The organism is Spirulina subsalsa CS-330, assembly GCF_028330765.1.
GTDB lineage: Bacteria > Cyanobacteriota > Cyanobacteriia > Cyanobacteriales > Spirulinaceae > Spirulina > Spirulina subsalsa_A.
In genome coordinates this window covers 24,983-46,951 of sequence record NZ_JAQMTY010000209.1, presented here as the reverse complement: position 1 = coordinate 46,951, position 21,969 = coordinate 24,983, and the positions used below count along the sequence as shown (strand labels likewise).

General features: G+C 51.4%; 19 protein-coding genes. 10 read left to right on the top strand and 9 right to left on the bottom strand.

What is annotated here, in order from left to right:
- The first annotated feature begins 154 nt into the window (after nucleotides 1-154).
- From PN477_RS14715 to PN477_RS14705, 3 genes are read left to right on the top strand one after another with little or no spacing between them, the layout of a single operon-like run.
- Complete coding sequence (locus tag PN477_RS14715) at nucleotides 155-586, top strand: heavy metal-responsive transcriptional regulator (RefSeq protein WP_272120930.1); 432 nt, start codon at nucleotides 155-157, stop codon at nucleotides 584-586.
- Complete coding sequence (locus PN477_RS14710) at nucleotides 583-1,575, top strand: WD40 repeat domain-containing protein (RefSeq protein ID WP_272120928.1); 993 nt, start codon at nucleotides 583-585, stop codon at nucleotides 1,573-1,575. Before PN477_RS14715 ends, PN477_RS14710 begins: the two co-directional genes overlap by 4 nt.
- Nucleotides 1,559-1,852 (top strand): DUF3288 family protein, encoded by a 294-nt coding sequence (locus PN477_RS14705; protein WP_272120926.1) that lies wholly within the window; start codon nucleotides 1,559-1,561, stop codon nucleotides 1,850-1,852. Before PN477_RS14710 ends, PN477_RS14705 begins: the two co-directional genes overlap by 17 nt.
- Nucleotides 1,853-1,889: 37 nt before the next feature.
- Here the strand turns inward: PN477_RS14705 and PN477_RS14700 are convergent, their stop codons facing one another.
- A complete protein-coding gene (locus tag PN477_RS14700; protein WP_272120924.1) occupies nucleotides 1,890-5,126 on the bottom strand; it encodes a type ISP restriction/modification enzyme in 3,237 nt (1,078 codons plus the stop codon).
- Between the two features lie 387 nt (nucleotides 5,127-5,513).
- On the opposite strand from PN477_RS14700, the gene recN reads away from it, so the two are divergent.
- From recN to PN477_RS14680, 4 genes are all read left to right on the top strand, one after another.
- Complete coding sequence (gene recN / locus PN477_RS14695) at nucleotides 5,514-7,232, top strand: DNA repair protein RecN (RefSeq protein WP_272120922.1); 1,719 nt, start codon at nucleotides 5,514-5,516, stop codon at nucleotides 7,230-7,232.
- A 228-nt stretch (nucleotides 7,233-7,460) separates the two neighbouring features.
- Entirely contained in the window at nucleotides 7,461-10,112 is a 2,652-nt protein-coding gene (locus PN477_RS14690; protein ID WP_272120920.1) for an adenylate/guanylate cyclase domain-containing protein, read from the top strand.
- A 393-nt stretch (nucleotides 10,113-10,505) separates the two neighbouring features.
- Entirely contained in the window at nucleotides 10,506-12,143 is a 1,638-nt protein-coding gene (locus PN477_RS14685) for an adenylate/guanylate cyclase domain-containing protein (protein ID WP_272120918.1), read from the top strand.
- A gap of 53 nt (nucleotides 12,144-12,196) precedes the next feature.
- Entirely contained in the window at nucleotides 12,197-12,853 is a 657-nt protein-coding gene (locus PN477_RS14680; protein ID WP_272120916.1) for a lysophospholipid acyltransferase family protein, read from the top strand.
- 150 nt (nucleotides 12,854-13,003) lie between these two features.
- Here PN477_RS14680 and kaiC read toward each other — a convergent pair whose 3' ends face one another.
- The 4 genes from kaiC to PN477_RS14660 form a co-directional block, all read right to left on the bottom strand.
- On the bottom strand, nucleotides 13,004-14,575 hold the full coding sequence (gene kaiC / locus PN477_RS14675) for a circadian clock protein KaiC (RefSeq protein WP_072619350.1): 1,572 nt from the start codon (nucleotides 14,573-14,575) through the stop codon (nucleotides 13,004-13,006).
- Nucleotides 14,576-14,647: 72 nt separating this feature from the next.
- Complete coding sequence (kaiB, locus tag PN477_RS14670; protein WP_072619351.1) at nucleotides 14,648-14,950, bottom strand: circadian clock protein KaiB; 303 nt, start codon at nucleotides 14,948-14,950, stop codon at nucleotides 14,648-14,650.
- Nucleotides 14,951-15,015: 65 nt separating this feature from the next.
- On the bottom strand, nucleotides 15,016-15,933 hold the full coding sequence (locus tag PN477_RS14665) for a circadian clock protein KaiA (RefSeq protein WP_272120915.1): 918 nt from the start codon (nucleotides 15,931-15,933) through the stop codon (nucleotides 15,016-15,018).
- A gap of 381 nt (nucleotides 15,934-16,314) precedes the next feature.
- Nucleotides 16,315-16,977, bottom strand: coding sequence for an NAD(P)H-binding protein (locus tag PN477_RS14660; RefSeq protein ID WP_272120914.1), 663 nt, complete (start codon nucleotides 16,975-16,977; stop codon nucleotides 16,315-16,317).
- Nucleotides 16,978-17,061: 84 nt separating this feature from the next.
- On the opposite strand from PN477_RS14660, the gene PN477_RS14655 reads away from it, so the two are divergent.
- Complete coding sequence (locus PN477_RS14655) at nucleotides 17,062-17,832, top strand: DUF1997 domain-containing protein (protein WP_272120913.1); 771 nt, start codon at nucleotides 17,062-17,064, stop codon at nucleotides 17,830-17,832.
- Here PN477_RS14655 and PN477_RS14650 read toward each other — a convergent pair.
- Together PN477_RS14650 and PN477_RS14645 are read right to left on the bottom strand one after the other, a co-directional pair.
- Nucleotides 17,829-18,299, bottom strand: coding sequence for a DUF4079 domain-containing protein (locus PN477_RS14650; protein WP_417158829.1), 471 nt, complete (start codon nucleotides 18,297-18,299; stop codon nucleotides 17,829-17,831). The two genes, PN477_RS14655 and PN477_RS14650, sit on opposite strands and share 4 nt — an antisense overlap.
- Before the next feature lie 89 nt (nucleotides 18,300-18,388).
- Nucleotides 18,389-19,153: a DUF1350 family protein gene (locus PN477_RS14645; protein ID WP_272120910.1), complete on the bottom strand. Its 765-nt coding sequence runs from the start codon at nucleotides 19,151-19,153 to the stop codon at nucleotides 18,389-18,391.
- A gap of 177 nt (nucleotides 19,154-19,330) precedes the next feature.
- Between PN477_RS14645 and PN477_RS14640 the strand changes: the two genes are divergently transcribed.
- On the top strand, nucleotides 19,331-19,999 hold the full coding sequence (locus tag PN477_RS14640) for a type IV pilin-like G/H family protein (RefSeq protein ID WP_272147370.1): 669 nt from the start codon (nucleotides 19,331-19,333) through the stop codon (nucleotides 19,997-19,999).
- Between the two features lie 198 nt (nucleotides 20,000-20,197).
- On the opposite strand, the gene PN477_RS14635 is transcribed toward PN477_RS14640, so the two are convergent.
- Nucleotides 20,198-20,977, bottom strand: coding sequence for a TIGR01548 family HAD-type hydrolase (locus PN477_RS14635; protein WP_272120906.1), 780 nt, complete (start codon nucleotides 20,975-20,977; stop codon nucleotides 20,198-20,200).
- 128 nt (nucleotides 20,978-21,105) lie between these two features.
- Between PN477_RS14635 and PN477_RS14630 the strand changes: the two genes are divergently transcribed.
- Entirely contained in the window at nucleotides 21,106-21,411 is a 306-nt protein-coding gene (locus PN477_RS14630) for a 30S ribosomal protein PSRP-3 (protein ID WP_272120904.1), read from the top strand.
- A 118-nt stretch (nucleotides 21,412-21,529) separates the two neighbouring features.
- On the opposite strand, the gene atpC is transcribed toward PN477_RS14630, so the two are convergent.
- Nucleotides 21,530-21,943 carry an ATP synthase F1 subunit epsilon gene (atpC, locus tag PN477_RS14625; protein WP_272120902.1) on the bottom strand — a complete coding sequence of 138 codons (414 nt, stop codon included), beginning with the start codon at nucleotides 21,941-21,943 and terminating at the stop codon, nucleotides 21,530-21,532.
- Between the last annotated feature and the right edge of the window lie 26 nt (nucleotides 21,944-21,969).

Genomic DNA, 21,969 nt, shown 5'->3' with positions numbered 1-21,969 from the left:
TTTTGCTGCGCCGCCAGTACAACTGGACTTCGCTCGTGTAGGCTGTCTGATCCATCGTCTCGGGTGGGTCGTTGACCAAGGATTATACTAACATCAAGCCGTCCTAGAAGGACGGGGTTTCTACCCAAATTTTCGATGAATTCCAGTGTGATTGATGTCAACGTCCCGCCGTTCAGCCCTAGGGTTAAAAATTGGTCAAGTGGCTCAAGAGAGTGGCCTTTCGGTGAAAACCATTCGGTTTTATACCGAGGCCGATTTATTAAATCCGGTGATGCGGCGATCGCCCTCCGGTTATCGTCTGTTTGACCCGGACGTGTTTAATCGGTTGGCGTTTATTAAGCGATCGCAAGCCCTCGGCCTCAGTTTGCGAGATATTCACGATCTGCTGATGGTGCATGATGGGGGAACGCTTCCCTGTGGCGCAATCAAAGAACGCCTACAGCAAAAACTCGACAACATTCACGCCCAAATCGCCAACTTGGAAATTCTCCGCCTTGAACTCGAAGGCATCCTCTCCGGCTGGGAAGATCAACCCCCCGCCCACCTGATCGAGCGCACCATTTGCCCCAATTTGCAACAGCCATGATCTATCGGTATTGGGCGGCGGCAGTGGTCGCGATCGCCCTCTTGCATCCCCTCCAGAGCCACGCTGAGGAGCCGACGGTACAGCGCACCTTCCAAGCCCAAAATACGGCGGTGAATGCGATCGCCTTCAGTCCCGACGGCCAACTGCTGATCAGTGGGGGCGGCCATAATGATGGCCGCTTGAGGATGTGGAGTTTGAAGTCCGGGAAACTGGTGGAAACAACCCGGAGCCAGAGTTTGGGGGTGGTGGATCTGCTCTTGAGTGCGCGTCAAGAATTGCTGATTAGTGCCGGGGCAGATAGCGAGGTGAACCTCTGGGCCTTTCCGGACGGCGAATTCCAGCAAACCCTCCGCTACCACACGGCGAATATTCTTGATCTCGCCTTAACGCCGGATGAAACGGTGTTGATTAGTGCCGGGCTGGAGGGGGTGCGGCTCTGGGATTTAGACCAACAACGGCCCCTCTATACTCTGGTGCGCTTTCAAGCGATCGCCGCGATCGCTGTGCATCCCAACGGCTACACCCTGGCGGCGGGCACATTGGACGGGACGGTGCAGTTATGGAATCTCCGCACCGGCAACCTACTCACCACGTTTCCCGCCCATCCTGCCGCTATCACGGCCCTCCGCTTTAGCCCCGATGGTGAAACCCTAATCACCGCCAGCGCCGACCGGACGCTGATCCTCTGGGATCTGGCTACGGGTCAGCAACGCGCTACTCTGCGGGGCCATACGGGGGGCATTCGTGCGATCGCCCTCACTCCCGACGGCACAACGGTGATCAGTGGCAGCCATGACGGAATTCGCCTTTGGGACATGGCCGATGGACGATTACAAGAGCATTGGGATGGGCATCAGGATTGGGTGATGTCCTTGGCGATTCATCCCGATGGGCGGCAGTTGGCCAGCGGGGATCTGCGGGGTCAGATTAAACTGTGGTTATTGCCGTCTGCTCCTGTTGATTTGCCGACCGATGACCCAAACCAATGACCAACGCCACCCCCAAGAAAGCCGCGATCGCCTCATCCTCGACGCGATCAAACGCGATGCCAACCTGTCGGACTACAACAAGGTTGAACTGGCTCGCCTGCTGATTCGTTACCAAAATTTCCCCGGTGCGCGATCGTTTCAAGCGGAATTAAGCGCTCTCCTCACGACCTACGACCTGACCCCGGAGACGCTCTTCGCCCAAACCCGCGCTATCCACGCCAGCGGCCAAATTTACCGCCGCACGAAGGGAGGGGAAGAGTCCCAAGATTGGAGTTAAGGACAGGTGTGGAAGAAGACAGAAGGTTACGGGGTGTTTATTGGATGGGAAAGCTGCCGTGTTTTTCGATGACCTGATCGATATCGTTCATGAGTTCTTGGGTACGTTTTAAAATGACGATGATTTGGCTATAGTGTTCAAAGTCATCGTCGGTGAATTCGCGTCCTTTGCGGTCTTTTAGCCATTTATTACAGACTTGATAGCCGCCAATTCGGAAGTGATAAATGTCTGGGGGAATGTTATCGATGTATTGGGTTTTGTTGATGTAGACTTTGCCGTTTTGGTCTTGGGTGGGTTCGGTGTAGGTGATTTTTTCGATCTTATTATCGCCTTCGATGGGGAAGCCGGTGATGGTTTCCAGTTGGCGATTCATGAGGTGGATCTGTACGAGTTCGTCGCCTAGGGTTGCGAGTTGCCAGAAGAGTTTTTTGTTACGGGTGAGGGGGACGCGGGGAAAGTCGATTTTGAGGAATTCGGCGTAACGGCTGCGATAGGTGGGGGAGTGGAAGACGGCGTAAATGTAGTTAAAAATGTCTTCGGGGCCAAAGGTTTTCTTTTGGTCGCCTTTGCCGTCGGATATGAATTTTAGGTTTAGTTTTTCTGCAAATTCTTGAATGAATTTCTCATCTAGGTTTGGGCGACGACCGCCGGGGGCGGTTGTTGGCTCTGGTTCAAAAATTGTTGCTTTTTCTGTAGGGTAAAGATATAGAGGAAAAACACTTGAACCATCTTTGACTTCTAAAAATAAAGCAGAGGATGGCACATTAGAAACTAAGCAATGTTGCCAACTATCTAGTTTTGTTTGACGCACTGTGTTCAAGCAAAGATTATCTTTTTCAAAGACGTGATCTAACAATTCTCGTCTTGGATAATCCATTGCTACATGATCAAAATAGCAATATCGAGTATCGAACGCTCGATAAGAGCATTTTGTGATTTTCTCTTCCCACTCTCCATCATTGCAGATAGCTTTTCTTGCAGATTCTAAATTCCAATCTCGATTATCAAAAACTTGATACTTATCAGCATATTCAGAATCATTTAGCTTGTTGTCTCTTAATTCTTGAAAACGTTTTTTAAGTTCTTGTTTGTCAAAGTCAATGGCAAAGTGTTCTCTATGGCTTTGAAAGCCTACTACTTTCTTGTCTTCCGCAAAAATTATCTCAGTTAAAGCAGGATAAGCAAAATATTCTTTTTGCATCTCAATTGCAAAGGGTTTAAAAAAATAAAATGGCTTCAGTGTCTCAACAGAATTCCAGAATGTAGATTTCATATAATTTTCATTCAGCCAGTGATATTTCCCTCCTGTTAACTGTTTATTGGAAAAAATTTCTCTTTTGCCCCAGATCTCAGTATGATGAATTTTTGCTTTTTCAGCAGATTGATTTTGATATTTAATAAAGAAGCAGATAGAAGTTCCCTGTTTAATATCAAAAACATTTTGATCTGGAGAACCATCAGGACAAATTTCTTGTTTATTGCTATTCCCATGTAAATCTAAGATGTAAATTTCGTCAAAAGTATTCATCAAGCTTGATCGAACACCCCGAAATGTAACATTATCAAGATATCCATTGTCTGTAATTAAAGCAACGACCCCATATCCGGTTTTTTCAATACGCCATTGAGCAAAACGGATAAATTTTACATAGTCATTATTGATCCACTTTGGATTTCTCTCACTAAGCTTTTCTCCATCAATTTCAAAATAATTTTCTCTGGAAATATTAAAAAGTGTATCTTTTCCATGTAATAAATCTATAATCCAAGTTCCTTTATTAAACGACTTGCCAGAATAAGGAGGATTACCTAGAATAGCCATTACAGGATTGTCTTGTTTAATATCTTTTGCTTCTTCTGCTTCTGCTTTGATACGAGAACCAAAACTAATCATTTGTTGTTCAAGTTGAAATGCTTCTTGTAAGGTATTTGTAAGATAAATTTTTAACCGTTCATCCGAATCAAATCTATAACCTAATTCCTGTAACTGTAAACCCAATTTCATGTGAGCTACTGTATAGGGAGCCATCAACAACTCAAACCCAAACAAACGTGGTAAAAGATGTTGCTCTACATAACTCGACCACATCCCCTTTCTATTCTTATAATTCTCATAAATATGATCAATCACCCCATGCAAAAACGTCCCTGTCCCCACCGCCGGATCAAGAATTAAAACCTGATGCGATTCGATCATCTTTTGCGGATCTTTCGGGTCGGGAATCGTTACCGTTTGCTTACTCGCCAAACCATCCTTAATCCCAAACTTTTCCTTTAAAATATAATCCACACTCCGCACAATATAGGAAACCACAGGCTCCGGCGTATAGTAGACCCCCCGTGATTGCCGCATCTTCGGATCATATTCCGCCAGAAACGTTTCATAAAAATGCACCACCGGATCTTCTCGGCGCGTCCGTTTCCCAAAGTCTTGTAAAATCGCCGCCATATCCGTCAGCTTCAGAATATTCGCCAGAATATCCACCGCCCACGCAATACTTCCATCCAGATCAATCCCGGCAATCTTATCAAAAATATCCCGCAAAAAAGGATTCGTTTTCGGTAACTCAAACGCCGCCGTCTTCCGCGAAAAATCATGAGGCGTTTTCGTATTACACCGCGCCGCAAACAACCCATAACAGATCGTCTGCGCGTACATATCCGCAAAATCAGCCCGCGTTAAACCCGAAATTAAAACCTTTTGGAATGACTCATATTGATCAAACAAAACCCCATCCGTTGCATCCTTTAACTTGATAGCGATCGCATCTCGAATTAACTGCGCCAAACTGGCCATCTTTTGCGCCAAATCCTTCGGCGTTCTTGCCTGGGAAACCTGCGCCTCTAGAAACCCTTTTAGTAAACCTTTAACCTGTTGTTGACCCTCTGGATCTACCTTAAACTGACCCTTTTTATCAAAACTCCCTAAACTCGCCGCCGAACGAAACACGCCCCCCACATACCACCGAAATTCCACATAATCCGTTAAGATCAAATTTCCCAAAGCCGCCAAATATCGCTTCATTTGATCGGACTTTTCTACTTTTTTTAACGCAATCCCCACATCCTTCGCTTCAACATAACCAATCTCCTGCAACTGCCGAGTAATCACAAAATCCGGCGCACCACACTTGATCCGTTTCGGCTCATTTGTGACCGTTAACCCAGACTCTAAAGACTCTAATAACCGTTGCAACGTGGGGCGGTGAGTATGTTCTGTGGCATTACCCTTTTTGACCGCTGTAATTAATTCCTTCAGATAAAGATCAAACACTAGACAATCTCAACTTTATGAATTTTTGATTCGGGCTTCCACTCGCTGGAAACCTTGCGCTCTCCCCATTTTAGACGAAACCCACCCCAATAACCGCCCTCATCCCCGACCCTTCTCCCCTAGGAGAAGGGAGCCATGTGCCCTCGCCTGGGGGAGGGGTCGCCATGAGATGCATTACATCCACCTTCGCAAACCCGCCCCAAACCCACAGGCGAAAATGCGGGTTAGAATGCCAAGGCATACAAATTAACTCATGGATCAAGCAAACATCAATAACACTAGAACAAGGGGCTTAAGCCCCTTGCCTGTTCTAACACTAGAACAAGGGGCTTAAGCCCCTTGCCTGTTCTACATTGCGTTGAGAGTTGGGGAATTTGAGGAGGTTTTATGTTGCGATCGCTGCGGATTGAAAATTTTGCCCTCGTGGATCAGTTGGAATTAGAGCTAGGGGCAGGGTTAACAGTGCTCACCGGGGAAACCGGGGCGGGAAAATCGATTATTCTCGATGCCATTGATGCGGTGTTGGGGGGAAAAGTCACCAGTCGCCTCTTGCGGACGGGGTGCGATCGCGGCTGTGTCGAAGGGACATTTGCCCTCACGGAGGATCTGCGATTGTGGTTGCAGCGTCAGGAAATTGACCTGATCGACGAGGACAGCATCATCTGTAGTCGGGAATTTTCCGCGACTCAGGGCAGTTTGCGATCGCGCTCTCGGATTAACGGCGTGCTGGTGAATCGGCAATTAGTTAGTCAATTGCGCGATCGCTTCGTCGAAATCACCGCCCAGGGTCAAACCGCCCAACTCCTGATCGCCAGTCATCAGCGGGAACTCCTCGACAGCTACGGCGGTACAGCCCTGCTCAAAGCCCGCAGCCAAGTAGCCGAGGCCTTCGCCGCCTATCGCCAGGCCCAACGCGCCCTTGATGCCCACCGCCAATCGGAAAAAGACCGCCTCCAACGCCTCGATTGGCTCCGCTACCAACACCAAGAACTCACCGAAGCCGACCTTGACGACCCCGACGAATTGACCCAACTCGAACAGGAGCGCGATCGCCTCTCCCATGTGGTGGAGTTGCAGCAGATGGGGTATCAGGCCTATCAAGACCTCTACCAAAACGAGCAGGGGGGAGAAGCGATCGCCGATCGCCTCGGTCAAGTCCAAGCCCAGGTGGAGAGCATGACCCACTACGACAGCCACCTAGAGGGCGTGTTAGAAATGGTACAAAGTGCCTTAAATCAGGTGATCGACGCGGGGCAACTGCTCAACCGCTACAGCGACAGTCTCGAATCTGACCCGGAACGTCTCGCCGAAGTCGAAAGCCGTCTCACCACCCTCCGGCAGATCTGTCGCAAATATGGCCCCGATCTTCCCGATGCGATCGCCCATGCTGACGCGATCGCTTCAGAACTTCATGACCTCACCAATGGCGATCAATCCCTGGATCAATTGGAACAGGCCCACCGGGATTGTCATCAAATCTTAACAACGGGCTGCGACCATCTCCACAGCCAGCGCGATCGCGCCGCCCAACGCCTCACTAAGCAACTCGTCCGCGAACTCAAACCCCTCGCCATGGACAAAGTTCAGTTTGACTGCCGCCTTCTTCCGATTGAACCCACCGCCCACGGCGGGGATCAGGTGGTGTTCTACTTCAGTCCCAACCCCGGCGAACCGCTGCAACCCTTGGCCGAAACGGCATCGGGGGGGGAAATGAGTCGGTTTCTCCTCGCCCTCAAGGCCTGTTTCTCTGGGGATCAGACCCAGGCCGGAAAAACCCTGATTTTTGATGAAATTGATGCGGGCGTGTCGGGGAAAGTGGCCCAGGCGATCGCCGCCAAACTCCATCACCTCAGCCAGAGCCATCAAATTCTCTGTGTCACCCATCAACCCTTGATCGCTGCCCTGGCCGATGCCCATTTTCGGGTCGATAAACAGGTGGAAAAAGCCCCAAAATCCGCCCCCCGTACCCTCGTGCGCGTCACCCGTCTCGACCACCACGACAGCCGCAAAGCCGAACTCGCTCAACTCACGGGCGGCCATTCGGCCCAAGATGCGATCGCCTTTGCCGAATCCCTCCTCAGCCAAGCCGATGCAAAACGCACCTAACCGCGCCGCGTCCGCCCAACCCGTGGGATCACCAACCGAGGCGGAAGCTGCGATCGCGCCATGCCTATGTGAAGATTGATGAAGGATTAAGATCAGGCGTAAACAGGGGGCAATGGGTAGACTAAAGGAAAATTGTCAGTATTATAAAGCTGAGTTGATGATCGCGTCCGAAGTTTAACCGTTAAAATAATCCCAACTCGATCCAAGACCTAGACACTGTAGAGAGCTATGACTGCTGCATCTCAACCGCCCACAAAACTTGAGTATACCGGGCAAACCGTTGACGTTTTTCCTGAACAGGACAACGTCAATGTAGAGCAGAACGGCGGGGGAGAGAATAACAGTTCTAGTAGTGCTTTAGTCACGCCGACGGGAACCTTCTCCAACTTCCTCGCCCCCCTCAACAAAGACAGTTTTCAGCAGGTTGTGGTTGAGGTCGAAGACAAGCTGAAAGTGGTGAATCAAACCCTAGGCTTGCTCGACAATATCATCGACAGCCAAGGATTTGACGCGGTTCTAGATGAAATGTTGCGATCGATCACCCTCAAAACCGGGGAACTCCTCGGCGCGGATCGCACCACCATCTATCTCCTCGACGATGACCAAGATGAACTGTGGTCGATTGTCGCGAAGGGCAGTGATGGCAAACCCATCGAGATTCGGATTCCCGTGGGGCGCGGCATCGCTGGGGAAGTGGCCCAGTTCAGGCATGTCATCAATATTCCCTTTGATTTCTACGATGATCCGCGCTCCGAAGCCGCGAAAGAATTTGATAAGCGCAATCATTATCGCACCTACTCCATGTTGGCCCTGCCGCTCCTGAATGAGGACGAGGAATTGGTGGCGGTGGTTCAACTGATCAATAAGCTAGAGCCGGGCTTTGATCCCGATGCGCCCCTAGACGATCGCATCTCCCACACCGGCTTCACCCAAAACGATCTTGATGTTTTCGAGAACTTCGCCCCCTCGATTCGGCTGATTCTGGAATCGTCGCGATCGTTCTATAAAGCCACCCAACGTCAACGCGCCGCCAACGCCCTGATCGAAGCCACCAATTCCCTCAGCAAAGGGAATTTAGACCTCGACACCACCCTCCGCACGGTGATGGACGCGGCGAAAAAACTGATGAACGCCGATCGCAGCACCCTCTGGCTGATCGACGATGAGAAAAATGATCTCTGGACTAAAATTGCCCTGCCCGATGGCAAAACCTTAGAATTGCGAGTTCCCCTAGGAGTCGGGTTTGCCGGTCGAGTGGGCGCAACGGGAGAAGTGCTCAATATTGGCTTTGACCTGTACAATCACCCCGACGCGGAGAACTCGAAAAAAACCGACGCAACGACCAAATACCGCACCTGTAGCCTGCTTTGTATGCCGGTGTATAACTCCGATAAGCAGTTGATTGGTGTGACCCAACTAGTTAACAAACTCAAGCAGGGCGACCATCCCCCCTACAATCCAGAGAACTGGCCTGAACCGCCGGAATGCTGGAAAGCGAGCTTCAACCGCAGCGACCAAGAATTCATGCGGGCGTTCAACATCCAAGCCGGGGTTGCGCTCCAAAATGCGAAGCTCTTCGCCCGCGTCAAGCAACAGGAACAAATGCAGCGGGATATCCTGCGCAGCTTGAGCAATGGCGTGATTTCCACGGATAAAAACGGTATGGTGTTGGCGGCCAATGAACGCGCTAAAGCCCTGCTTGGTTTTTCTGAGGACAATCCCATTGAAGGCAAGATGATGAGCGAATTGCTCGAAATCAAGGGTAAAGAGGTGACAGACAAGGCCGATGTGGCGAAGAAGGGGGAATTCTCGGAATCCTTTGAACGTGCCCTTGCGCCCAATGACCTCAAAGATCGTCAACAATATTATCCGGATCAGACCATTATTGCGGCGGGCGGTAATGAGCATAGTGTGAACCTGTCGATCAATACGATCGCCGATGCAGCGGACGAGAGCCAAGTCTCTGGGGCGTTGGTGGTGATGGATGATATCAGCGATGAGAAGCGGCTCAAGAGCACGATGTATCGCTACATGAACCAAGAGTTGGCGGAACAGTTGCTCGATGGGGGCGAGATTCAAATGGGGGGCGATCGCAAAGAAGTGTCCGTCCTTTTCTCCGACATCCGCAGCTACACCAGCCTCACAGAACGCCTCACCGCTGAAGAAGTGGTCAGCATGCTTAACGAATACTTTGAAAGTATGGTGGAAGCGGTGTTTGACCACAAAGGCATTTTGGATAAATACATCGGGGACGCGATGATGGCGGTGTTTGGAACGCCGAACAAGCTCGAAGATCACGCCCTCATGGCCTCCAAAAGTGCCCTTGATATGCGCCGCCGCCTGAAAGTCTACAACGACGAACGGGCTGCCGTTGGCAAAGACATCATCAAAATCGGGATCGGGATTAACTCCGATACGGTCATTAGCGGCAACATTGGTTCGAGTAAGCGGATGGAATTCACCGCGATCGGGGATGGGGTTAACCTCAGTTCCCGCTTAGAGGCGGCCAGTAAGCAATACGGCTGTGACATCGTGATCAGCGAAAACACCTATAACCAATGTCACGAACACCTGATTGTGCGGGAACTCGACTGCATTCGGGTGAAAGGGAAAACCCAGCCGGTGAGCGTCTTTGAACTCGTCGAAGAAGTGGGGCAGCCCTTGCCCTCCCACCATGAACAGGTGATCGAACTCTATAGCCGGGGTCGAGACTTGTATAAGTCCCAAAACTTCTCTTTGGCACTGCCCTACTTTGCCACGGTGCTCGAAGTGTTCCCCAACGATAAAGCGTCGTACCTCCATATGGGTCGCTGTCAGCACTTCATCAAAAACCCGCCCGCGAAGGATTGGGATGGGGTTTGGACGATGACAACTAAATAAAATGACTGTGCTCTAAACGTGCTAGGGCTGAATCTACGAGTGCATCCCAGTTATGCAATCCCTCACCCAACCCTCTCCCTCAGGAGAGAGCTTTTGGCTCCTTTCTCCTGCGGGAGAAGGGCTGGGGATGAGGGTGCTCCCTGGTGAGCCATGGGAATCTGCAAAAGTGGGATGCACCCTAATCTACAGGGCTTAATTTGCATCGATCGGCGCTGGAGCGTTTGGACTGTATCCGTTCTCTGGAGGGAATGGGGGGAGTGCGATCGCACCTCCTTTTCCGAAAGGATCTTGATAACTATCCGAATCATCCTGACTTTCTTGAGTAGAGTAGTTATGGAGAGGCGATCCTCTTGATACCCGTTTGGGAGTGGATGAATCTATGGCGGAGAATCTATGGCGGAACTGAAGCTCCGTATTCATGTAGACGGCAATCCAGAGCGAGTCTTGAGCCTGAGCCATGGAGAATTAATCGTCGGCCGATTGCCAGAATGCGACCTCTGTTTACCCTTTTCAGAAGTCTCTCGCCACCATAGCCGCATTTATCAAAATCGTGACGGGCAGTGGTTTGTTGAAGATCTCGGCAGTACCAACGGCACCGTGGTGAATCAAGTGCTCATCCAAGGCCCCCACTGCATTGAACATAATGATGCAATCCAGATCGGCAATGCATTCATCATGGTCTACCTCGTGGAAACCCACGCCGCCCGACGCACCCAAGTTTCATCCCGCACCCAACACACCATCCTACGCAGCGCGGAAGAACTCCAACAGCAATGGCTCAATGTCGATTATGCGGACGAAACTTTTAGTACCCAGCAACGGATGATCGCCCGTCTGCAATATCTTGTGGAAATTTCTAAGGGTTTGAGTTCCGCAGAATCCATTGATGCGATCTTTGAGAAAGTGCAGAGCATTATTTTTAAAGAACTGAACGATATTCAACGCCTCGCCCTCCTCGTGGATGTGGAGAGTGACGGCACGCTGCGCCTCGTGGATGCCGCCGCCCGCCATCAAAGCAACGCCACCGAAACCCATAGCCATAGCTGGATCAGCCGCAGTATTTGCAAAAAAGTGTTTAGCGATAAGGTGGCGATTAAAACCGTCGATGCCCAAGCCGATGAACGATTTGAAGGGGAGCAAAGTATTCTGGCGAAGGGGATTCGGGGGGCTTTGGCCGTTCCCCTTTGGGATAAAAACCAAGTGGTGGGGGTCTTGTATGCCGATGCGAATTTACGGCTGATGGAGTCGGGCGATGCCGCCAACGATGAAGAAGACCTTAGTTTTTTCTCGACGGTGGCGAATTTGGTGGCCTACAGTGTGCAGCGGTGGTTGTTGCGCCGTCGTTTGCAGGGGGAAGAACGGATTCGCCAACAATTGGAGCGTTACCATTCTCCGGCGGTGGTGCAGCAGTTGATTGCTCGCGGCAAGATCGATCAGGGGCGTGTTGATCCGATTGAGACGGAAATTAGCATTATTTTCGCGGATATTGTCGGGTTTACGGCGATGGCGGAGCGGATGACCCCGTCCCAAATTGCCCAGATGCTCGATCGCTTTTTTGAGGAAATGTTGCAGTTTGTCTTTGCCATGGGCGGGACGTTGGATAAGTTTATTGGCGACTGTATTATGGCGTTTTTTGGTGCGCCTGACCCCCAAGAGGATCATGCGGATCGGGCGGTGCGGGCGGCGTTGGGGATGCTGAAGCGTTTGGATCAACTCAATGCGTCGGGGGCCTGGGCGGAGCCGTTGGAGTTGCATGTGGCGATTAATAGTGGTCGGGCGGTGGTGGGAGATGTGGGCAGTTCTCAACGGGTGGACTATACGGTGTTGGGGGCGACGGTGAATTTGGCGGCGCGGATGGAGGGGATTTGTCCGCCGAGTGAATGTGTGATTTCTGCTGATACCTATAACCGCTTGACGAGGCGGGCGGGGTTTTATCTGCTGGGCGATCGCAACTTTAAAGGCATCGATCGCCCCGTCCCCATTTACCAAACCCGCCGCCGTAAATCCACCGTCCAAAGCGAAGATGTCTGAAGGGAATATGAGAGAATGGGGGCTAGTTTATCCGCAATCAGTCCCACTAGCCTATGTCCGAAGCGGCCCCGACCCAGCGCGATCGCGAACCCCTCATTAGCCTGGCCCTCTTCTCCGGCACGAAATGGTCAATCATCGCCCCAGTCTACAACACCTATTTTCAAGGTCGGATCTACAATGTGGAGCGCGTGCCCCGCTCTGGCCCCCTGGTGGTCGTCTCGAACCATGCCAGTTATTTTGACCCGCCCCTCCTCTCCACCTCCCTAGAACGCCCCGTCGCCTTCATGGCCAAGGAAGAACTGTTTAACGTTCCCATTCTCGGCCCGATGATTCGCCTCTACGGTGCTTATCCTGTCAATCGCCAAGCCGCCGATCGCAGTGCCATCAAAGCCGCGATCCAAGCCAGTCACGACGGTTGGGCCGTTGGGATCTTTCTCCAAGGCACGCGCACCCCCGATGGCCGCGTCACCGATCCGAAACTAGGGGCGGCACTGCTCGCCGCCAAACTCAACGCCCCCCTGTTGCCCACCAGTTTGTGGGGAACTGAGAAAATTCTCGTCAAAGGGTCGCCCCTACCCCGCCCCACCCCCCTCACCATCCGCGTGGGTGAACTATTGCCCCCCCCCGCATCCAGTAAGCGGGCGGATCTAGAGGCGACCACCGCCCTCTGTACGGAAAAAATCAACGCTCTCCATGCCCTGGGGCGTTAATCGCGCCAGCATTGAGCGTCTTCAAACTACCCTAACCACCCAGATTATGGGGATAGCCGTGGGGTGTGCGATCGCGCAGACTTCGATCAAGATCCAGAAAACCGCCCATCGAGTCAGGCTACAGAAGGCAAACATTGAACGGATTCGGCCTTAACCCAAATCCTCATCAATCGTTTTATCACGCACCCCCCGCACAATCCGGGAAAGCTCGGTTTTTTCATCCACCATAATGCGAGTCGGTGAACCACTAATTAAACGCTCATAGTTCCGGAACGAATCCTTAATATCAGGGCCTTCAGAATTAATGCTATATTCTCGAATCCCCTTATCATGCCACGATCCCCGCATTTTAAAGACGTTAATCGCCCGCGACATTTCACCCCGAATCTCCACATATTGGAGCATGATAATCGTGTCGGTAATCGTTGAAATATGGGACTCTGTAATGGAGTTTGACCCCATAAATTGATCCGTCGTATTCGTGAAAAAGCCGGTGATTTCTTCCTGTTTCGCATAACCCGTCACGCCAATCACAAACTGACGGAACGCATTATTCGTCACCCCCCGCGCCAATGCCGATAGAGAATCGATCGCAATCCGCGACGGCTTGAATTCCTCAATTTCCGACTTGATCATTTGTAAATGATCCTCTAAGCCTGCCGATTCAGGATAGTTACAAAGCAGTTTGAGATACCCTTTCTGCTCCATTTCTTCAAAGTTCACCCCCCAAGAATTCGCATTGCGCGACAGTTGGGCCCGTGATTCTTCATAGGCAAATAAAATCGCCCGCTCACCCTGGTTGCACCCTTCCTGTAAAAACTTACTCACGAGGAGGGTTTTCCCAGTCCCCGTCGCCCCTGTGGCGAGAATAATTGAATCCTTGAAGAAGCCGCCGCCGCACATTTCATCCAAGGTTTTCACCCCGGAAGAAATCCGGACATTCGATGACCGTTGGGTTAAGCGCATCGCACCGAGGGGGAAGATATTAATCCCATCGTTGGTAATGGTGAAGGGGTATTCCCCTTTCATGTGGGTTGTCCCCCGCAATTTTAAAATCTCAATGGTGCGCCGCCGCCGTTCCCCTTCTAAAACGTTGCGAATAATGATCACATTATCCGAGACAAATTCTTCAACCCCAAACCGGGCCACTGGCCCATATTCTTCGACGCGCTCCGTGGTCATGATCGAGGTGACCCCAATTTGCTTGAGGCGAGCCACTAATCGGAAGATTTCGCGCCGGACAACCGATGCTCCTTCGTATTGTTGGAAAACGGCTGTGACGGAGTCAATGGAAACCCGCTTGGCTTTATATTTCCGAATCGCATATTGAATCCGTTCAATGAGGGCAGACAGGTCAAAGTTACCCACCACTTCTTGCCCTTCAGGATCGGGGGAGGCATCGAGAATAAAGAGCTTGCCATCATCGACTAGTTCTTGTAAATCCCAGCCAAAACTATAGGCATTGGTAATAATGTCGGCGGGGGATTCTTCAAAGGTGACAAAAACACCGGATTCGCCGAAATGCTTGATGCCGTTATAAAGAAACTGGATCGCTAGTAATGTTTTTCCGGTTCCGGATGTTCCACTGACGAGGGTTGTCCGCTCTACTGGCATGCCACCATGACTAATCTCATCAAATCCTTCAATTAAGGTTTGGATTTTGCGGACACCAACCAGAGTTTTTTCCGATGTCGGTGATTCACTAGAATCAAAATGACTCATTCTTTTTTAGGTGCAGCAATAATGGTTTTAAAAGTGTAATGGTGGGATATGTTTTTCGCCAGAGATCAAGCGCTACTCATCGTTGATCTCTTCATATAGTAAGTCTAGACCAATCAGTACTTTTTCGCGATCTGATAAGTCGCCGATAATTTTACGGACGGGGGGCGGGAGCACTTTTGAAAGTGTTGGTGTGGCTAAGATTTTGTCTTCTTCTGCCAGTTGGGGATTTTTGAGGACATCAATCACCTTTAAGGCGTACACTCCCTGAAAGTCATGCTCAAGGATGCCTTTCAATGTTTTGAGGGCCCGGGCTGAGTTGGGTGTATTTCCGGCAACGTAGAGTTTGAGAACATACGTTTTTTTTGGAGGACTCATAGATCATGTGGTGGGCAATGGGAAACGGAATTTGAGTATAGATAATTCTAAGGGATTAAGGCTCGTTATCCATGGCGAGAGAAGACTTCAAAGGGAATGTCTTCGCGGGGGATGGAGCGGCGGTACATTTCACAGAGGTGGGCGATGATGTCGATGAGGGCAAGGCGATAGTCGAGGAGGATGTCTTCACTGCGGCCTTCGAGCTTGAGTTGTTGGGTGAACTGGTCGATGAGATCCATGTGAATTTCTAGGATTTGGGAGACGGATAGGTCGGCGAAGAAGGCGCGGTTGACGAGTTGATCGATGAGTTGATTGAGGGGGTAATCGGTATCGAAGTAGTTAAGGATGATGTCGCGATAGTTTGCTTTGAGTTCGGTGATCAGGGTTTGTTTGTCGTGGCGGGAGAGGTTGCGGAAGAAGTCTTGGGGGTTGCGTTTGTAGTAAATGCCAAGGTAGCCAAGGCGTTCTTGGAGTTTTTCGGCGAGGCGGCGTTGCTGGAGGATGAGGAAGCTGGGCGGATCGTCTGTTTCGGGGGATGGGGGGAGTTCGTCGGTGCTGGGGGGGCGGCTGGGGGTGAGTTTGAGGAATTTGGCGATCGCCCGATCGATGGTGGTGGCAATCTGTGCGATTTCGCTGCCGAGGAGTCGCACTTCTCCGGTGTGATAGAGGTATTGGGTGGGGTTGAGGAGTAGCCCGTGATCATTGTGCTCGGTGGCGGTGTTTTGGGATTGAGCGGGTTCAATGATGACGATGGGCAGGAGGATGCCGTGGGCGTAGAGTTCGTTGAGGACGCTGAGGTCTGCTTCTGTGTTTTGGATGATCAGGCAATCAATGTCGGTTTTGTGACCTTCGATGAATTTGAGCAGTTCGACTTGTTCACTAAAAAGATGGCAGTTGTAGCGATCGCTCCCTAGCTGCTGCGAAAGAGACCGAATCAGGGGATCGGCCTTGGCGTAAATACAGATAGAGAGTTGAGCATCCAATGGTGTGTTTTATCTGTGCGATCGTGGGTGGGTCAAGGGCTGGCGGTCTGTGTAAATGATTGTATAGTTTTCTAGGAAACTGTTGCGTTACTTCATAAAAGTTAAATTTAGCACTAATTCTCAAGCAACGTTAATCCTGATATAGCACTAGCCAGAGCGGTTAGGACATTCTAAAGACTCTGGAACAAGGGGCTTAAGCCCCTTGCCTGTCCTGATGCCCTTGTTGATTGCTATACATTGTCCACGGGAGCGATCGCCCGCACGCCTTGGATCAGGGCCGCCTCAACCTCAACCCGCCCCAGGGATTGGGGCGATTGAGGATCTGCCCTCAAACCTGTCAGAGCAACAGACTTGAGGGGATTATTGATGCCTCAGCCCGCGTTACGCGGCCAAGGTGCTAAAGAGGTGTTCCCACGACTGCGGCTGGGCCTCCGGTTGGGCAACAGTTTCAATAATTTTGTACTGGCTATCGTCATAGAACAGAGATTCGACCGCCAACTCAGCCACCTTCCGGCGGGGAATGCGCCCCTCAAATAAGGTATCCGCCTTAGCCACCACCAGCGGATCAGCATTATCTGTATCAAGGAGTCCACCGGGTCGCACGATCGTAAACTTCAGTCCTGTTTTTTGCAGGTACTGTTCCACCTGCTGCTTCCAAAACAACACGAGCCAAAACAGATTAAGCGGATGGAAGAACTGCGAAACACAGAGGGACGAAATCAAAATAAAGCGTTCGATGCCCTGTTTTTCCGTGGCATCAATGAGGTGTTTTGTGCCAACGTAATCCACTTGGTAGGGTTCTGTGAAGTTCAGGGATGGTGCTGCACCGACGGCACAAAACACCACATCACAATCCGCTAACGCCGCCTGCCAGGATGGGGGGTTAAGGAGATCTCCTTCGACGAGTTCAACCCCTTGGGGTAATTCAGTTTGACCCTTTTCAAGACTGCGCACGAGGGCACAAACGGCGATGTCCTTTTCGAGCAAAACTTGGACAATTTGACGGCCGGTGCGTCCGGTTGCGCCAGCAACAAAAGCTTTCATTCGTTACGTTCCTTACAATTAAATGGGTTGAGTTTAGGATAATAGAGTAAGTTGAAGTCATTCTGCCCTACTCTCAGGTGTCCTATGCAGTTTCCGTGTGCAGACTCATCATCCGTCGATGCAATTCCAGATCCTGTTGCGTTGGGAGAAAACCATTCATCCACCCAGTCCACGGATCACGGCGCTGCGGAACAGGAGCAGGCGGCTGGGGAGGCTGTGTTTGCGTTTCGGACTCAGTTCCGGGGCAATATGGATATGTATGGTGAACCGGAACGGGTTGAGAATTATCTCAATGCCCATGAACATTGGTTCAAGCACTGCGCCCAACCGATGACGGCTGAACCGTTGGGAGATAATGGGTATGTGTTGACCGTGGGGCATTTTGGGGCGTTTGGCTATGAGGTTGAGCCGAAGATGGCGGTGGTGTTGGCCCCTCCGGCAGACCGGACCTACACCATGTACAGTATCCCTGTCCCGGACTATACGCCGCCGGGTTATGACGTGGACTATCGGGCGATGATGACCATTGAGGGGGTGAATTCGACGGAGTTGGATTGGCCGGTGAATCAGGCGATCGCATCCCAAGTCACGAAAGTGGAATGGGGCTTAACCCTCAATGTCCGCTTGCGGTTTCCCCTGTTTATTGAAAAACTGCCCCGCGATTTAATTCAAAAGACCGGCGATCGCCTCCTCACCCAGATTGTCCGCAAAATTTCGCCCCGTCTCACCCAGACCGTCCAAAAAGACTTTCATGACCGGATGGGCTTACCCTTGCCACCGAAGCGATCGCGCCGCCTCATTCACATCACGTCTGAAACCTCAGCCACGAGCGAGACGGAAAGCCCAGATCCTTAGAAATTGCTCAAAATCCGAGTCACGATATCCATGCCGCTGAAGGCCTGCCAACCGAACAGCCCCAAGAGGAAAATATTCAGGGAAATATGGGTAATGCGAGCGAGATTATTACCCTTTTGCATGAACGGAACGAGGGAGGCAGAAACCGCAATCATAGCGGTCATGCCGAGTCCGGCGATGAGATGAGGGCCGACGAAAAGCTTGCCATTGTTAATGTAGGTGACTGCCATGCCACCCACCGTGCCGCAAATCATCAAAGCCAACACAATGGAACCCGTCCGAAAATGACGCTCGGTGAAGTTTTTGCCGATCATTTCCTTGCGGACTTCTTTATCGGCTTTGCGCAGCTTGCGACTTTGGGAGCCGAGATAAAACGCATAAATTGAAAGTCCGAGTAAAACCCACATCAGAATCGGATGAAAAAATTGGGAATAGACTTTTACAGATTCCGGTAGTTCAAAGCTCATCATGTCCCCTTATCAGACCTAACAATAGTTGAAACTAAAGTTAACATAAACTCGTGAATCTGGGGTATGTCGGACTGGAGGCGATCGCATCACTCCCGCAACCAGTGCAAAAGCTCCTGTTGGAGGCGATCGAGATCGCGAGAGACTTCCTGTTTTACCCATTGCCCGATCGCATCGAGGGGGGTGAAGGCTTTGCCCACTTGCCAGTTAAGGCGTTGGCTCAGGGGGGTGGTGTGGGTTCCGGGCAAGATTTGGAAGCGGGTCTGAGTTGCGAAACGGGTTTCAAAGATGGGCGCGAGGTCGTAGGTTTGGTCAATGTCATCGCGGCGAAATTTGATCAATAAATTCCGCTGGACGGGATAGTCCGTTTTGATTACCGCCAAGGTTTCGGCGGGGGTGGGGGTAAAGTCGAGGTTAAAACTGGTGCGGAGTTGGAGGCGATCGGCAAAGGGGATGGAGCGATCAATGGGAAAGTTGTTAAAGGAGATGAGCGCGTTTCCCACCCGTTCGACAGGGTAACGGCTGTTGATCAGGAGGTGCAGTTTGCAGCCCATGCTGTGGCCGATGCCGTAGATGGGAAGATGGGGCGGTAGGAGTTGACGCTGGGTGAGGCGATCGCACGCCGTTTCAAAGCGATTCAACACATTCCGGGCGATCGCTTGATGATCCAACGTTTCGAGGGTAAAAAAGGGCGTGGCGATAATCCCATACCCTGCCTGGGCGAGGGCTTCGAGCAAGCTGCGATAGAGCAAATGCGGTGCGGTGGCCACAAACGCCCCCCCCAAAAAATGCACTAACCCCACCGGCTGGGGCGGAATTAACACCCAGTTGTTACTTGTTTCCTGCCAATCCATTGCGATCGTTCACGTTAAAGATTCCCCATCCTAGGATAACGTTCCCCTTGGCCAAGGCTAGTTTCATCCCAGCAATGATCGCAAAAATCGCCGCTAAGATAAAGAAGCCGCCTGTGATTGATGGACGAAAACAGCGATCGCAGTCAGGCTTGTTGTATGTGAAATCGACCAATTACTATGAACTTAATGCCATCGAACGCCGTTAAATGGGTTCTTCTCTCCAGCCTCTGTCTCAGTGCCCTCAGCGCCTGTAGCCGTTCAGCAGAAACCAATTGGCAGGGCACTTGGGAATTCGTTAACCCCGATACCGGCGAATCGGTGCAGTTTATCCTCAGCGATGATGAAAAAGTGTACTTCATCGCCCCCGAAGGCCTGAGTCCTGAAAAAATCGCCTATGAAATTCCCATTGAGCGAGTGTCCGAAGCCACCGCTGTCCCGGAAGACACAAAAATCGTCAGCCTCGCCGAAGAACTCGAAAACAATGCCGCCCGCGCCGCCGCCTCCGAAGGAATCTTGTCCGTCAGTGCCTTAATGAGTGGCCAACAGGCCTACTACGCCGAAAACGAAGCCTTTACCGACAGTTTTGAAGACCTCGGCTTAAGCATCAGTCCCGACAACGAAAACTACGCCTACGAAATGGTTTTAGCCGACAACAACGTCATGATTACCGGCTCCGCCCAAGGCGACGAGGCCAAAAGCTTCACCGGCTTGGTCTATATCGATGACGAGGGCATCACCCAAGGCATTCTCTGTGAAACCGAAGAAAACAGCACCACCGCCCCCGAAATACCCGCAGTCACCGCAGACGGAGCAAGCTGTGCAGCGGGTTCTGTGTCTGTGCAGTAGCCGGTATCTGAGCAACGGTGAAAAAACTGCCTTGTCTATGCTTAACGCCAGACAAGGCGGCTTGATACCAATTTTCTAACGTAGGACTACCCATGACATGACTCAGGCAAGGGGCTTAAGCCCCTTGTTTGGTAGCGTGAATTTAGAGAATTGGTATTAGCTCCTTCCTTAATTCAAGATCAGCCCCTTGATCGTTCGTCAGGATGACTCTAAAAGCAGGTGATAACGCTCAGGGGTTAAGTCCATCACATTCGCCAAAACACAGGCCGCGCCGTGGGTCTTGAGGGTGTTCCGGTAGGCTTCGCAGCGGTGGGGATCGGGTTGGACGTGGGGGGGGAGGATGCCGATGCCGATGAATGGGTGATCGGGGCGTTGGGCTTGGGCCTGTTGCACGGTTTGTAAGTCGCCCACGGTGTCCCCCACGTAGCAGACGGGTTGGGTGCTGTTGGGGGCTAAGTGATCCATCACGGTCAACAGTCCGGTGGGGTCGGGTTTGCCGGGGCCGTCTTCCATGGCAAAGAGGGGGGGATGATCGAGGCCGAGGCGATCGCTGAGGGCGTAGAGTGCTTCGTCTCGCATTGCGCCGCTGAAGAAGCCCCAAGGGATTTGAGCAGCGGTGAGGGTTTGAAAATACGCTGCGGTGACGAGGAGGGGTTCGCTGGTGATGTAGCCGTCCCAATGGTTGCCGCGATACCGGGCTTGGAAAAAGTCCACGAGGGCGGCGTAGTCGAGGGGGTGGGTGGTGCGATCGCAACACCCACCATCGCTGGCATGATGCCCCTTCTCGTAATACCGATAGATCAATTCTTGGGAGGCTTCCCAGTCATTATTCCAAACCCCTTCGCTTTTGAGTTGATCAATATCATGGAGGGTGGGGCGAAAATTGCCCTCGGTGTAATGCTCGACGGTATCTGCGATCGCTCGTCGATAGGATTGAGTCACATCGCGAATCACCCCATCAATATCAAAAATAATCATGCTCGTTTTGTACTGTGCTTCAGACTATCTAGACGACAGTGCCGCCGAATTTTGAAAACTGCGATACAATTGTAAAATTGTGAACTTATAGCTTAACCCTACACAGAACATTAATTTCGGAGGTTTACTTGGAGTCAGCGCGCTTTATTCTTAAAATTTTATGGCTCGATGCCAATGTGGCAATTGCCGTCGATCAAGTTGTGGGCAAAGGAACGAGTCCCCTCACCCCCTATTATTTCTGGCCCCGTAACGATGCCTGGGAACAACTCAAAACCGAACTCGAATCCAAGCACTGGATCAACGAAGTCGAGCGGATTGCCCTTCTCAACCAAGCCACCGAAGTGATCAACTACTGGCAAGAAGAAGGCAAGCGCACGCCGATGAATGTGGCTCAGGACAAATTCCCGGAAGTGGTCTTCACCGGCAGCAACTAGGCTTAATGCCGGTAGAATGCAGCATCAGTCCGGGCTGAAGGTATGAACCCCCCAAAAAAAACAAGACGTTAGAGCCTTGCACTCTAGCGTCTTGTTTTTGGCGGGTTCTCTAAATTGTTTAGCTTTTAACCATGCCGCCGGCGGCTTGAAACCGCGATCGCGTCCGTCGCAGCGCTTGATTCGCTTGGATTTTGCCTTGGCGATCCTCAGCACCCACCGCATTCACGGCAGCTTGGGCCGCTTCATACTCTTGTTTCGCGGTCTCTTGGTCAATCTTGCTGCCTTGTTCGGCACCATTGACCAAGATCGTCACTTGATTATGTTCCACTTCGGCAAACCCACCCATGAGGGCGATCGTCTGCCAATCTTTCTCAGCGCGGACACGCATCACCCCAATATCTAGGGCCGTTAATAGCGGCGCGTGACCACCTAAAATTCCAATCTGCCCCGTAATGCTCGGCAGAATAACCTCTTGGGCTTCTCCCTTCCACACGGTTTTATCCGGGGCAATTACACGCACACTTAATGACATTGCTCTTACTTCACTGCGGATTAGTT

Coding starts and splice junctions, on each gene's coding strand:
- PN477_RS14680 (WP_272120916.1), top strand. CDS start 12,197: ATGTCCGAAGCGGCCCCGACCCAGCGCGATCGCGAACCCCTCATTAGC.
- PN477_RS14660 (WP_272120914.1), bottom strand. CDS start 16,977: ATGAAAGCTTTTGTTGCTGGCGCAACCGGACGCACCGGCCGTCAAATT.
- PN477_RS14655 (WP_272120913.1), top strand. CDS start 17,062: ATGCAGTTTCCGTGTGCAGACTCATCATCCGTCGATGCAATTCCAGAT.
- PN477_RS14640 (WP_272147370.1), top strand. CDS start 19,331: ATGAACTTAATGCCATCGAACGCCGTTAAATGGGTTCTTCTCTCCAGC.
- atpC (WP_272120902.1), bottom strand. CDS start 21,943: ATGTCATTAAGTGTGCGTGTAATTGCCCCGGATAAAACCGTGTGGAAG.
- PN477_RS14635 (WP_272120906.1), bottom strand. CDS start 20,977: ATGATTATTTTTGATATTGATGGGGTGATTCGCGATGTGACTCAATCC.
- PN477_RS14645 (WP_272120910.1), bottom strand. CDS start 19,153: ATGGATTGGCAGGAAACAAGTAACAACTGGGTGTTAATTCCGCCCCAG.
- PN477_RS14690 (WP_272120920.1), top strand. CDS start 7,461: ATGACTGCTGCATCTCAACCGCCCACAAAACTTGAGTATACCGGGCAA.
- PN477_RS14715 (WP_272120930.1), top strand. CDS start 155: ATGTCAACGTCCCGCCGTTCAGCCCTAGGGTTAAAAATTGGTCAAGTG.
- kaiB (WP_072619351.1), bottom strand. CDS start 14,950: ATGAGTCCTCCAAAAAAAACGTATGTTCTCAAACTCTACGTTGCCGGA.
- PN477_RS14710 (WP_272120928.1), top strand. CDS start 583: ATGATCTATCGGTATTGGGCGGCGGCAGTGGTCGCGATCGCCCTCTTG.
- recN (WP_272120922.1), top strand. CDS start 5,514: ATGTTGCGATCGCTGCGGATTGAAAATTTTGCCCTCGTGGATCAGTTG.
- kaiC (WP_072619350.1), bottom strand. CDS start 14,575: ATGAGTCATTTTGATTCTAGTGAATCACCGACATCGGAAAAAACTCTG.
- PN477_RS14650 (WP_417158829.1), bottom strand. CDS start 18,299: ATGAGCTTTGAACTACCGGAATCTGTAAAAGTCTATTCCCAATTTTTT.
- PN477_RS14705 (WP_272120926.1), top strand. CDS start 1,559: ATGACCCAAACCAATGACCAACGCCACCCCCAAGAAAGCCGCGATCGC.
- PN477_RS14685 (WP_272120918.1), top strand. CDS start 10,506: ATGGCGGAACTGAAGCTCCGTATTCATGTAGACGGCAATCCAGAGCGA.